Source organism: Halomonas sp. G11 (genome assembly GCF_001663515.1).
GTDB lineage: Bacteria > Pseudomonadota > Gammaproteobacteria > Pseudomonadales > Halomonadaceae > Vreelandella.
Window position 1 is genome coordinate 63,705 of sequence record NZ_LYXG01000019.1, and the last position, 13,621, is coordinate 77,325.

Consider the following 13,621-nt stretch of genomic DNA (forward strand, 5'->3'; position numbering starts at 1 on the left):
TGATAGAAACCCTGCTAATGGTTGTAAGTGTTGCAAGTGATAATTATTGTTGATTATATCTGAGCAGCTAGTCTTATTTAGGTATCATGCTCTCTTCTACCATGTCTATCCCGCGACAATAGATGTATACATTTTAAATTTGCCTTGCCCTGTAATGCCTACTAGTTTCTGCATACCTTAAGCGGCTAGTGCTTGGTTGTTCGAGCCAATTGACTGATGCAGTAATTTTTTCTTTGTTGAGATCGCCCCAGCATTTGCCCCGCCTCGGTTTGGCACGCGACTCGAATCAATAAAGCCAGCCACACCCTTTTGCTCCATAACGGCTGTTCTGGATAGGCGTTCATAGTGTCACAAACTGCTGCACCAGCCCGTAGGTCTTCGCTGTAACAGTATAGTGAAGACTACTGAAGGGCAGGACGTTGTCTGAATCTGCTGAAATTTGAACCACAGCTCTGAATTGATGCACCAGAAGAGGGGGATCCAGGTGTGGTCTCGCAGCCTTCACATTATTCTCCAGCGTTGACATATACCCTGTATGCTCTGGAGGCAACTCTTTCGCCTGAGCTTGTCTCAGCAAATGAATCTGAATATCAAGGGTCTTCCGTAAACATAGGTTACCTGAATGAAAGGTAGCTGTGGGCGCGCCAAGGGTACACCATCGGTACATCCACTAGCTTCGCATGCTATCCTCTAACTTCGCTAAATTACTGATTCTAAACAACAGTACCTTTTTCTAAATTACGGCTACTTTCCTTTATTTGTCAGTAACTTATTGTTATAGTAGCCGACTCATAATCCCTTGGTCGTCCGTTCAAGTCGGACTGGGCCCACCATTCTCCCTCTTTATTGTCAGTAAGATATTAGGCTTTTGCAGCCTTTTTATTTTCGCTGCCGCGGTCAATCCATAGCGCTATTCTCCCCTTTTATTTTTTACTCTCCTATCCTATTAGTGTCGCTACCATCGCGTTATCTTGTTGAAAATTCGTGTGCGTTAATGGATTTCACAACGCTTTCGTGCATGCTCCTGTTGAACACATTAGGAATGTCTGGCCGATGCTGGTCTATAGCTCCACCAAACAGCAATTCATCGATGCCGTACGTGCAAACGCCATTAGCGACATCATAGAGAATGAAGTTTCACGCAAGCTGAGCCGCAACTCGCCCCGCAGCGAGGTGACGTCCTGGGAGAATTCCCTTCGTTTCATGATGAGCGTTCTGCTTGATGAGGGCATTCCCGCATCGGCGGGAGTGGCCATCGAGTACAACATTCCGCTGACCAATCGCCGTGTGGATTTCATCCTTACCGGCAAGAATCATCAGCGGGACGATGCAGCGGTCATCGTTGAACTGAAACAGTGGCAGTCCGTCGAGGTGACGAAGAAGGACGCCATTGTGCGTACCCAGTTGGGCGGCGGAATACGTGAGACTAACCATCCGTCTTATCAGGCATGGTCTTATGGCGCGCTGATAGAGGATTACAACGAGACAGTGCGTTCCGAGTCAATCCGTCTGGTGCCCTGCGCCTACTTGCATAACATGAAGCAGGCGGACGCTATCAATGATCCCTTTTACGAGCACCATACGAGCCGAGCACCGGTTTTCATTTCGCAGGAAGCCTTGAAACTCTCGGAGTTTCTGAGCCAGCACATAAAATTCGGTGACAGTAACAACATCATGTATCGCATCGAACACGGTGTGATCAAACCGAGCAAAAACCTGGCAGATGCGCTGGCGTCGATGATGCGGGGCAGTGCCGAGTTCCTGATGATTGACGAGCAGAAACTGGTCTACGAAACCGCGCTTGATCTAGCCCACCGGGCAGATAGTGGCAACAAGCAGTGCTTGATCGTCAAAGGTGGGCCGGGCACAGGCAAGTCGGTGGTGGCTATTAACCTGCTGGTGGAGCTGACTAACCGGGAGATGATGACGCAGTACGTGTCGCGCAACTCGGCCCCTCGAGAGGTCTTCAAGAAAAAACTGACCGGGACACGCAAGAAGACCCACATCGATAACCTGTTCAAGGGCTCGGGTAGCTACGTCAACGCTGAGCCAGACATCTTCCATGCCTTGATCGTGGACGAAGCGCATCGCTTGAACGAAAAGTCCGGCATGTATCAGAACCTGGGCGAGAGCCAGATCAGGGAGGTAATCGCCGCGTCACGGTTCTCCATCTTCTTCATTGATGAGGCTCAGCGCGTGACGCTGAAGGATGTGGGGACGGTTGAAGAGATTAGGCGGCGAGCAGCGGAGTGCGGAGCCGATGTCCACGAGCTAGAGTTGGCGTCGCAATTTCGCTGCAACGGTTCGGATGGCTACCTAGCCTGGCTTGATCATGCTCTTCAGATTCGCACTACGGCCAACACCGATCTGGATGACATCGACTACGAGTTCCAAGTGTTTGATGACCCGAGTGAGATGCGTCAGGCCATTCTCGACAAGAATCGTAAGGCTAACAAAGCGCGCATGGTTGCGGGGTACTGCTGGCCCTGGGCGAGCAAGAAGGACAAGCAGGCCATGGACATTGTCTTCCCTGAGTATGGCTTCGCGGCCCAGTGGAACCTCGACGATGACGGCATGCTGTGGGCCATCGCCGATGATTCTGTCGATCAAGTAGGCTGTATACACACCTGCCAGGGGCTCGAATTCGACTACGTCGGTGTCATCATCGGCGACGACTTTGTTATTCGTGATGGCCGCGTGGTGACAGATGCGGCTGAGAGGGCAGGTCAGGACCGCTCCGTTCATGGCTACAAGAAAATGCTCAAGGAACAGCCAGAGCATGCCCGTGCCCAGGCCGACCAGATCATCAAGAATACTTATCGCACCCTGATGACGCGGGGCCAGAAGGGCTGCTACGTATATGCCACGGACCCTGAGACTCGTGAGTACTTCGAGTCCTTTGTTCAATCTCAAGAAGCGACCGAGCGACTGGACGTGTCTGAGGATGACGAGATGCTGGATGGCTTGCATCTTTCCATCGTGACGCGTGACGAGGCCGCTCCGTTCGAGCGCCATGTGCCCGTCTACGACTTGAGCATCGCCGCCGGAGAGTTCAGCGATATGCAGATCGCAGAAGCTGAGCACTGGGTCGAGCTGCCGGACTATATAAGAGCGAGTTCTGACCTGTTCGTCAGCCGGGTGGTGGGAGAGTCGATGAATCGGCGCATCCCCAATGGCGCCTGGTGCCTGTTTCGTGCCAACCCAGGCGGCACGCGGCAGGGCAAAGTCGTTGTGGTGCAGCATCGCGCCATCGAGGACCCGGACCACGGTGGCAGCTTTACGATAAAGCTGTACCAGAGCGAGAAGGTCGAGGAGTACGGCGAGTTTGTAAACCAGCGCATCGTTCTGAAGCCCCAGACCAACGCCTTCGGCTACAAGGACATCGTGCTCGAGGACGAGCTTGAAGACCTGAAGGTCATCGGCGAATTCCTATCTGTGCTGTGAGGAGGTGGGCGATCTGATGAACACCTATTTCCTATGTCTGCTGGATAACCAGCAGCAGAGTAGGCATGCTCACAGCAATCCAATGCAGCAGAACCAGGTGAATCCCTCATGTCAGACACATTCAAAAAGCTCCACGACGCCATGGACCAGTTCGCTACTGAGCGAGACTGGGATAAATTCCATTCGCCCAAGAATCTTGCCATGGCGCTGACGGTGGAGGCGACTGAACTGCAGGAATGCTTCCAGTGGCTTACCGAGGCGCAGTCCAAAGAGCTGGACGAGCAGCAACTAGCCGCCGTGCGTGACGAAATTGCAGATGTGCAGCTCTACCTGATTCGGCTGGCGGGCAAGCTTGGCGTGGATATCGAAGCGGCATGCTGGGCGAAGATGGAGAAGAATGCGGAGAAATATCCCGCCGACCAAGTGAAGGGAAGTGCGAAAAAGTACACGCGCTATCAGGATTAATGTGATGTGTGGCCACTTTGTTCTCTGCAGCGGCCTTCTCTGCCTGGCTTCCTCCCGCTGAATTTGGGCTCAAGCAGGAACGGAGACTAAGCTTTCGGTTTAAATTCCTTTCTAAAAGCGGCCATTAATGGCGATTTTGTGTGTGAAGATAAACCGCTTTGGTTTATTATTCACTCTGAAGACGGAATTTAAGGCCGCTTTTTAACGTGAAAATAAACTATCTGCTGCAAAAGATCCCGTATGGCGCTGTCGTGACGACCGCCTGGCTGGCGTCGCACGGCGTCACATCTGATCAGGCGCGTAAGCTGGCCAGCAGTGGCTGGCTGCAACGCGTGGGGCACGGCGCCTACTGCCAAGCGGGGGAGCCTCTTACCTGGGAGAGCGCTGTTTTCGCCCTGCAGGCGAGCGACGGCTCGGGGATGCCACCATTTTGGCCGGGTGGCCAGACGGCCCTGGCCCTGCATGGCTTTGCCCACTATCTGCCCATGGGGGAGCGTACAACGCAACTTTATGGCAAGGAATCCGTTCGGCTGCCCCGGTGGTTGAGTGATGCCGAGTGGGCAGGGCGGATGGTGCTCCACTCTGAAAAGGGTCTGCCAGTGCAGCTTCCCGGTAGCTTCACGGACTACGCGCCGGATGGCAGGGCCTTCAACTTGCAGGTATCGACCCCCGAGCGAGCGGTCCTGGAGTGGATCGCCGTGACGCCGAATGAGCTGCTATTCGGCAGTGATCTGGTGGACACCTTCGGCGGCCTCAATACGCTGCGCCCGCGCCGACTTCAGGTATTGCTGGAGGGGTGCCGCTCGGTGAGAATCAAACGTGCCTTCCTTGTGTTGGCCCGCCACGCCGGGCATACCTGGTACGGTCGACTGGAACCGGGTCGACTGGACCTCGGCAAAGGCAAGCGGCAACTCTGCCAGGGGGGCAGGTTGGACAGGGAATATCACGTTACGGTGCCGGAGGCGTTCCTGCATGCCGATTGAAGCTCGCTACCACGAACAGGTCAGGCTGCTGGTCTCGCTGCTGACATTCCTCAATGACGAGCCTTGCTTCGCCCTGAAGGGCGGCACGGCCATTAACCTTTTTGTGCAGCCATTACCCCGCCGATCGGTCGATATCGACCTAGCTTACCTACCGCTGGAACCCCGCGACGAGGCACTGCGAAGCTGTCGCGGGGCGTTGCAGCTCCTGGCGGAGCGATCAGCATCAGCCGAGAGACGTACCAGAGACTGGCTTAACACCCCAACGCGTATAGTGACTGCAAGGAATGGTCGGATGGTGTGGATAACCGGAAAAAATGGTCCTATAATCCGTATTGCCGAATTCGCTTCCTGAGGAACCGCTGTGAACCAAGAAGAAATCAGTCGCTTCATCTGCCAAGAGCTGCCTCGCCACCACCTGCAGAGCATGCTTGAGAGCATCGAAGCGGCTTTCAACAAGAGTGACCGCCACCTCAAAGCTACCTATCAGAATGTGCCTTTGGCAGGGCCTGGTCCGCAATCCCACCACTACATGGTGCAGGAGGCGCTGCTGGGGTTGTCAGGAGGGGAGGGCTTCGAGGTGATCAACCGAGCCACACGCCCAGCCGGCGGTCACTACGCGCTTATACGTGCCGGTTCTCTACAGATCACAACCAGCATCGTGACGGTAGACAGGGTTCCTCCAGTCCGGGAGGCCAAGTTTCGGCGTGACCTTCGTGTGGAAAACGAGCGGTTGCAGCAGCAACATCCTGATTTTTTTGCTCCCTTTGTGCCACCCTTTGGTCCAAACGAAGACTCGCTTCATGCCTTGTTGTTACCACATTCGGCTAAGTGGACTGAAGGGGATCATAGCAGCCCGTTGGGCTATGTGATCGCCGTTCCTTATAGTGACCACCGGTCACGCTATCACCTATGGGCAGAAGTAGGTCAGCTCTGGCAGTACTATGATGAGGAAGGGGAGCTTCCTGATGTCGCCTACCCGACCCTGCGTGATAGGATGCGCCACGCCGAGTCTGAGGACCAAAGTGAAGAAGGTGGAAGCGAGTAACATGAGAACAGGGGTTGAGGGTTTCCAGGGCCAGCGGTTGAGCCAGTTGCGCACGGTCCACAATTTAACCCTAGCGGAACTGGGAGAGCAGGTTGGCCGCTCTTCCAGTACCCTTTCGGCTTGGGAAAAAGGTGCCCAGCTGCCTGAGGCTGAGTCATTTGATCGCCTGTGTCGCGTGTTTAGTGTTTCTCGCATGTGGTTTTTGAGGCCTGTGCCCACTGCAGTCGAAGAGAAACACCGCCCTTATTTTTTCCGTTCCCAAGCGACTGCTCACAAGCAGGCACGTGAAAGGTCCCAGCTATACTTGAATTGGCTCCAAGAGATCTCTGACTTCTTCCAGGATGCGATGGAGTGGCCGGAAGTCAATGTGCCAATGCTAGATGTTGACGATTGCCAGTTGATTAGCGACGAGGAAATCGAGGAAATCGCACGGGAGTGCCGCGAGAACTGGAAGCTCGGTACGGCTCCTATCCCGAATGTTATCCAAGTGATGGAGAATGCCGGGATCATTTGCACTCGTGCAACGCTGGGTCACGTCAAAATGGATGGTGTTTCCCATGTGTCTGTTTTGGATGGTCGTCCGTATGTGCTTATCGCTGAAGACAAAGCAAATCCGATTCGCAATCGCTTCGATGCAGCGCATGAGCTGGGGCATGTCGTTCTTCACTCCAAAATTCCGGCTGCCCAATATGTAAAAAAAGATCTTTATGACCTTTTAGAAACTCAGGCACACCGCTTTGCTAGTGCCTTTTTGATGCCGCCTGAAAGCTTCTCTCAAGAGGTGGTGTGGCCTACGCTCGATAATTTACTTTCACTTAAGCCGCGCTGGAAAGCCTCGGTAGCTTCAATGATCGTACGCTGCCGAGATTTGTCACTTCTCACTGAACAACTCGAATTAAGGCTATGGAAAGGGCGTTCGGCGCGCAAATGGACGAAAGGTGAGCCAGGAGATGATGCTTTTGCCTTCGAGCAGCCTAAGCTGATGATGCGCGGTGCTCACTTATTGGTTGATAACGGAATTTTTGAACGTGCTGAGCTGGTGCATCAGATTGGATTGCCGCCAGAAACCATTGAGATGCTTTGTAGCCTACGCCCTGGCTACCTGAGCGCGCAGCCTGAGGCTGGAGATAACGTGGTCCCTCTCAAGCTCAAGCATAATGCCGTAAGGTCAGGTCGAGCTACCCGAGCGGATATTCTACCGTTTCAGAAGTAGCATGGTGAATTTTGAGTCCTGAGCTACCGGAGGCACAGCAATTTGGAGCGGGGCATAGCAACGCAGGGGAAAAATTTGGTACACCACCGGTACACACATCAGCTTCGTATGCTATCCCCAACCTTCGTTAACCTACTGATTCCAAAGAACTGTACCTTTCTCTAGATTTCGGTCAGTTTTCCTTGTGTGTCAGTAACTTATTGTTTTAAAAGCGAACTTATAATCTCTTGGTCGTCCGTTTAAGTCGGACTGGGCCCACCATTTCAATATGCATATTCGAAAGCACGGGATTATGAGCCCTTGGTTCGCGGCCACCTGTCGCTCGTTGGACCCCATTCTTTTTTATTTTCCTGCTCTCGCTTCGCTACTGGGTAGCTCGTTGTTGGGTGAAGTGACCTCACCTCCCTTCAGCTTGAACAGCTCCACACTCTAGATTCTGCTCTTTGTATCCATGAGGTTAGACATGGCAAACGTTGCAGCCGACATAAATTCATTGAGCCTATGCTAGGCATCTAAGGAGGCTGGTATGGCATCAATTACCATTCGTAACCTTGACGAACAGCTCAAGTCCCAACTGCGTATACAGGCAGAGATGCATGGTCATTCCATGGAAGAGGAGGTTCGCATCATTCTACGCAAAGCACTTTACCAGCCACAGAATGCAGGGCTTGGGAGTCGCATACGGGATCGATTCGCAGACGCGGGAGGCATCGAGCTCAAAGTGCCTGCTAGAGCTGATAAGCCTCCTAATACGGATGGTTCTTGATAAACGCTTTCTTTCCCTACCCCTGATGCTGCGCACCAATCCCCTGAAAAATCTGGCGAAGATCGACACTCGAGCGCTCGCCGATGGTGTCGAAGTTGTCATCCAGCCAGTGGGTGACGGTTTCGCGGCCGAGGTCACGTAGCTTGGTGAGGAAGCTGCAACAGCACGTCGAGAAGGTGAGCTCGACTATCCCTAATAGTGCGAGCAGCTTCTAACAAATCTCTCCCATGAAGCGTTGAAACCATAAGCAGTAATGCAGCTGGGCTGCCATTGTGAAGCGTAATAAAAATTCGTATCATTCGTCTTACTATAATTATACGCTTCCTCCACATCCCAAGGTCCTCTTCATGCTCCAGAACACTACTCCTTTCGCGCGACGTCCCCTAGCTGTTGCTATGCGACGTTCACTTACCCTATCGCTCGGTAGCGTGCTGAGTTTTGCGCCGCTCGCTGCATTGGCTCAGGAAGAGTCGGTGGATACTGGCACCACCGTGGTTACTGCTACGGCGTTGAAGGTGGATACGCCCCTACTTGAAACGCCTCGGGCTGTGTCCAGTGTTAACCGCGAAGAACTGGAAACCCGTAACGTTCAGCAGTTGGATGAAACTTTCCGCTACCGCTCAGGTGTGCTCTCTGGCCACTATGGGTCGGACAACAACACGGACTGGTTTAAAGTTCGGGGCTTTGACCAAGCGACCTATCTGGATGGCCTTCGTCTCTATCGCACCGGTTACTACCAGTGGTTACCAGAAACGTATGGTTTGGAAAGAGTCGAAGTTTTCAAAGGCCCTGCATCGATTCTGTATGGTGAAGCACCTTCTGGGGGGCTGATTAACGCGGTAAGCAAGCGTCCAACCGATGAGCCGCGTGGTGAGTTCGAGATTCAGGCTGGCAACCGTGATCACCGCCAGTTAGGCATTGATACATCGGGGCCGGTGACAGAGAGCGGCGATGTACGCTACCGTTTCGTGGGGCTGTACAAGGAACGCGATGGAGATCTGAATGACACCGATAATGAGCGTATCTACTTTGCCCCTAGCCTCGAGTGGGATGTTTCGGATGATACGCAACTGACGGTGTTGGCCAGCTTTCAGAAGGACGACGGGGTGCCCGTCAATCCATTCAAGCTTGCCTATGGCACTTTGGAGGACACACCCTTTGGCAAAGTGGATCCTCAGACCAATTACGGTTCGCCCGGCTACGACAAGGACGAGCATACTCAGACGGGCATCGGATACGAATTCAAGCATCGTGTCGATGACACTTGGGAGTTTGAGCAAGACTTTCGCTACAGCCATCTCGATCTGGATCTGCGCAGTACCTACGTAAATTATTCAGTCGGCCGTACCGCTTATCGCGGTCACTTACAGCGTGACGGTGATATCGATAGCTTCACTATCGATAATCGTATGATTGGTAATTGGTATACCGAGCGTACGGAAAATACTCTATTAATCGGGGTGGACTATCAGGATTTGAGTCTGGATGGTAAGGAGTATGACAGTTTCAATTATGGGGCCGCTGATTCGGTCGACCTATTCGACCCACAAGGAGATTTTCCAACGGTTCCGAGCGATCAGTTAACAAAACGTGAGATCGACAAGGATCAGTTGGGCTTCTATGTTCAGAATCAGTTGCGTATTGATGACCGTTGGGTACTGCTCGGTAGCGTCCGCCATGATAGCGCGGATGTGAAGAACTTTGACGGACTAACAGATGTCACGGTTGACGAAACCCAGTCCGAGACAACCTTCTCTGGCGGTGTCATGTACTTAGGGAGTAACGGGGTGAGCCCGTATCTCAGCTACACCGAGTCATTCAGGCCAAGTGCTAATACTAGCGATACTGATGGCGCGATTTTTGAAGCCATCAAAGGTGAGCAATGGGAAGCGGGTATCAAGTACGCACCACTGAACTGGGATGGCTATGTTAGCGCGGCGGTGTTCGACATTGAGGAATCCAACTCTTTTGTCACCCAGCCTGCCGGGGAACAGGAGCAAGGAGGTAAGACAACCTCGAGCGGCTTCGAACTCGAAGGTGTGGGCTATCTCACGGATGCTCTCAAGTTGACAGCGGCCTATACCTACACAGATGCGCGTGATGAAGACGATGACCGAGCTGCGCTGATTCCCCGCTATATGGCGTCCGCGTGGCTGGACTATGATTTCGAAGGGACGTCACTGAATGGCCTAAAAGTGGGCGCGGGTATTCGTCATGTGGGCGAGTCTATCGATGGAACAACCAGAGCCACGGTGTCTGACTATACCGTGGGAGATGCCATGGTGAGTTATGACATCAATGAAAGCTGGACGGCTCAGCTCAACGTCAATAACGTCACGGATGAAGAGTACGTCGCAAGTTGTGACTACTGGTGCTACTACGGCGAATCCCGCAGCGTGATCGGCAGCCTGAAATATAATTGGTAAACCTTTGACGCGTCGCTATAAACCCGGCTTAACCGCCGGGTTTTTTATGCGCTGCTGGGCGCGGTACACAAACCGGGCGCCCAGTTTCCGGGTCCTGGATCACCTGGGCGTCCAGATCAAAAACACGCTTGAGGTTAGCGGCGGTAAAGACCTCGTCAGGCGCGCCGCTGGTGACGATCTGGCCGTCTCGCATCATCACCAGGTGGTCGGCGTAGGCCGCTGCCAGGTTCAGGTCGTGAAGGACCAGTAGCAGGGTGCGGCCTTTTTCGTGGGCGAGGCGTGAAAGCAGCTCCAGCAGGTCAACCTGTACTTTCAGGTCAAGAAAGGTGGTGGGTTCATCAAGTAGCAAGAGGTCGGTTTGTTGCGCCAGTACCATGGCGATCCAGCAACGCTGGCGTTGGCCGCCGGAAAGCGCATCAACGTTACGTTCGGCAAATTCCGTTACGTGGGTATAAGCCATGGCGTCGTTGACCGCGCGGGCATCCTGCTGGGCGTCTTTTTGCCATAGGCTTTGATGCGGAAAACGTCCCATGGCGACCAGCTGCCGCACGCTCAGCCCTTCCGGGGCAATGGGGCCTTGAGGAAGAATGCCCAGTTGCCTTGCCACGTCGCGGGTATTGCGGCGATGAATGTCTTTTCCATCCAGATATACCTGCCCGGCGCTGGGTGTCAGCGTTCGGGCGAGTGTCTTCAGCAGGGTTGATTTACCGCTTCCGTTGGGGCCCAGCAGGGCGGTCAGTTTTCCTTCTGCCACGGCGATATCCACGCCATTGAGTACGCGTTTGGTGTCATAGCCAGCGTAAAGGGCTTCGCCGGTTAATCGAGCATGCGGGGCTGATGCGAGTGGCATGGGCATTCACGGGTTATCAAAACAGCCTGCACCGTAAGACAAAACATTCTCATTTTCAATATTATCAGCATTGTAAGTTAGCGATTACTTCTTTTTTAATGCCCTTTTGAGCGGGTTAGTAGTAAAAATCGTCGGCTAAAGCCGTTGCATGATGCCGAATTGCTTATAGCTGCTTGGTAGACCCAATGCCTTCTTATATGCATAATATAACTATTCTCATTTAGTGTTGAGTTGTATTAGCAAGGGTTCTTCAGGCAAAAAAAGGGGATAAGAAGAAGATGTACGTCAATAAGCATCACGTGCTTTGGCCGACCGTTTCGTTTATCGGTTTGGTGGCTGCCAGTCACGTTTACGCTCAGCAGGCCTCTTCCACCGGCACTGCGATAAGCACTGCGGACGAAAGCCAACCCATGGTCGTCACCGCAACCCGGAGCAAGAGCGAGGCGGGCCAAACGCCGCAAAAAGTCACGGTGATTAGCCGGGAACAGATTGAGCAGCAGATGGCCATCAGTAGTGACCCTGGCCAGGTGCTTAGCAACCTGATTCCGTCTTACTCCCCCAGTCGCCAAAAACTGTCTAATGCAGGTGAGACCTTTCGTGGCCGGGATGCCGCTTTTCTGGTCGACGGTGTGCCGCAGTCCAACCCGTTGCGCGACAGCTCGCGTGATAGCTACACCATTGACTTGTCGATGGTCGAGCGTATTGAGGTGATTCACGGCGCCAGCGCGGAACACGGCCTGGGCGCCACTGGCGGGCTGATTAACTTTGTTACCCGGCGCGCCGAAGGTGGCGGGATAAGTCAACATGCGGGCGTCAGCCTGACGACGGACGACGACTTCGAGTCCGACGGCATCGGCCATAAGCTGGACTACCGCATAAGCGGCCAGCAGGGTGACTGGGATTTCGTCGCTGCTGCCACCCGCCAGGAGCGGGGCGTCTTTTACGATGGCAACGACGACATTGTCGGTATTGCCTATCCCGGCGAGCTGCAGAACTCTGAAAGCTACGATCTATTCGGCAAACTGGGGTACTGGATAGACGACAATCAGAACCTTGAGCTGTCGCTCAACCATTTTGATCTGGAAGAAAGCAACGATTACGTGCCGAAGCCAGGTGATCGCGATGCGGGTGTTCCCACGACGGCGATCAAGGGCACGCGTGATGGTGAGCCTGGCTTCAATGAGGTCACCACGGCGCGGCTTTCCTACGCCCACGCGGACTGGTTTGGCAACGAGGTCGATGCACAGGTTTATCATCAGCGCTTCCGCGCCCGCTTTGCCACAACCCCTTACTTCCCTTACCTGGATAGCGCCGGTGACACCCAGTACGACCAAACGCGCACTGAGTCCGACAAGGTGGGGGCCAAGTTCACCGTCAACCGCGATGGCTTGCTGGGGGATCGGCTGGGACTGACCGCGGGATTGGATATCCTCCGCGACGAGACGCGCCAGATGCTGGTGGAAACCGGGCGTACCTACGTGCCGGAAAGCCAATTCGATAATATTGCGCCTTTCCTCCAGGGCGAGTTTGAACTGGCCAAGTCGCTCACCCTGCACGCTGGGGTTCGCCACGAGCATGCTGATCTTGAGGTGGATACCTATCAAAGCATCGATCGCGACAATGTCACCCAGGATAACGTGACCGTTGAGGGCGGTAAGCCCAGCTTTGACGAGACGCTGTTCAACGCAGGTCTCGTTTATCAGGCCACCGACTGGGCCCAGCTTTACGCCAACTACTCCGAAGGGTTTGGTATGCCCGATGTGGGCAGGGTGCTTCGTGGTATCAGCACGCCGGGGCAGAACGTTGATGATCTGATCCAGCTTCAGCCTATCGTGACCGATAACCGCGAGGTGGGCGCGCGATTCGACTGGGACCGCTACGGCTTGGAGGTCAGTTACTACCAGTCGAACGCGGACTTCGGTCAGCGTCTTACGGAGGAAAACGGCACCTGGGTGGGCAACCGCGAAAAGACCGAGATCCAGGGTGTCGAGATTACCGGCGATATGCAGGTAACGGACAATCATGACCTGTCGCTCTCCTACACCCACGCCGAAGGTGAGTCGGATCAGGACGGTGATGGCCGTGTGGAGACCGAGCTGACCGGTATCAATATCGCACCGGATACGCTCAAGCTGGGCTGGAGCGCTACCTGGAACGATAAAGTGTCGACTCGCTTGCAGAGCCGTTACTACTTCGATCGGAGCGTCGATGACCCGAAACTTGATTTTGACGGCTATGGGTTAGTGGATGCCTCGCTGACTTATCGACTGCCCGCGGGACGCATGTCCGTCGGCGTTGAAAATGTCACCGATGAAGACTACCTCACCTATTACTCACAGTCGGCCCGTGTCAGCGACGAGTATTACTTCACCGGCCGGGGGCGCACCTTCACCTTGGGCTACCAGTTGGATTTCTGAACTGAAATGTTT

The 13,621-nt window shown here is 54.0% G+C and carries 10 protein-coding genes; 9 read left to right on the forward strand and 1 reads right to left on the reverse strand.

The window, feature by feature from the left end:
- The first annotated feature begins 1,053 nt into the window (after nt 1–1,053).
- From ADS46_RS10155 to ADS46_RS10190, 8 genes are all read left to right on the forward strand, one after another.
- Nucleotides 1,054–3,444 (forward strand): DNA/RNA helicase domain-containing protein, encoded by a 2,391-nt coding sequence (locus ADS46_RS10155; RefSeq protein ID WP_066319629.1) that lies wholly within the window; start codon nt 1,054–1,056, stop codon nt 3,442–3,444.
- A gap of 108 nt (nt 3,445–3,552) precedes the next feature.
- Nucleotides 3,553–3,909 (forward strand): nucleotide pyrophosphohydrolase, encoded by a 357-nt coding sequence (locus ADS46_RS10160; protein ID WP_066319630.1) that lies wholly within the window; start codon nt 3,553–3,555, stop codon nt 3,907–3,909.
- A gap of 206 nt (nt 3,910–4,115) precedes the next feature.
- Entirely contained in the window at nt 4,116–4,892 is a 777-nt protein-coding gene (locus ADS46_RS10165; RefSeq protein ID WP_066319632.1) for a type IV toxin-antitoxin system AbiEi family antitoxin domain-containing protein, read from the forward strand.
- Nucleotides 4,882–5,244 (forward strand): nucleotidyl transferase AbiEii/AbiGii toxin family protein, encoded by a 363-nt coding sequence (locus ADS46_RS19085; protein ID WP_066319633.1) that lies wholly within the window; start codon nt 4,882–4,884, stop codon nt 5,242–5,244. Before ADS46_RS10165 ends, ADS46_RS19085 begins: the two co-directional genes overlap by 11 nt.
- 9 nt (nt 5,245–5,253) lie before the next feature.
- Nucleotides 5,254–5,937: a hypothetical protein gene (locus tag ADS46_RS10175; RefSeq protein WP_066319634.1), complete on the forward strand. Its 684-nt coding sequence runs from the start codon at nt 5,254–5,256 to the stop codon at nt 5,935–5,937.
- Nucleotides 5,915–7,150: a helix-turn-helix domain-containing protein gene (locus ADS46_RS10180; RefSeq protein WP_199825215.1), complete on the forward strand. Its 1,236-nt coding sequence runs from the start codon at nt 5,915–5,917 to the stop codon at nt 7,148–7,150. The genes ADS46_RS10175 and ADS46_RS10180 overlap by 23 nt, the downstream gene beginning before the upstream one ends.
- Nucleotides 7,151–7,676: 526 nt before the next feature.
- Complete coding sequence (locus ADS46_RS18535; RefSeq protein WP_082926047.1) at nt 7,677–7,916, forward strand: FitA-like ribbon-helix-helix domain-containing protein; 240 nt, start codon at nt 7,677–7,679, stop codon at nt 7,914–7,916.
- Nucleotides 7,917–8,263: 347 nt separating this feature from the next.
- Entirely contained in the window at nt 8,264–10,342 is a 2,079-nt protein-coding gene (locus ADS46_RS10190) for a TonB-dependent siderophore receptor (protein WP_082926048.1), read from the forward strand.
- 28 nt (nt 10,343–10,370) lie between these two features.
- On the opposite strand, the gene ADS46_RS10195 is transcribed toward ADS46_RS10190, so the two are convergent.
- On the reverse strand, nt 10,371–11,198 hold the full coding sequence (locus tag ADS46_RS10195) for an ABC transporter ATP-binding protein (protein ID WP_082926049.1): 828 nt from the start codon (nt 11,196–11,198) through the stop codon (nt 10,371–10,373).
- Between the two features lie 272 nt (nt 11,199–11,470).
- On the opposite strand from ADS46_RS10195, the gene ADS46_RS10200 reads away from it, so the two are divergent.
- A complete protein-coding gene (locus tag ADS46_RS10200) occupies nt 11,471–13,609 on the forward strand; it encodes a TonB-dependent receptor (RefSeq protein WP_066319648.1) in 2,139 nt (712 codons plus the stop codon).
- The last annotated feature ends 12 nt before the right edge of the window (nt 13,610–13,621 follow it).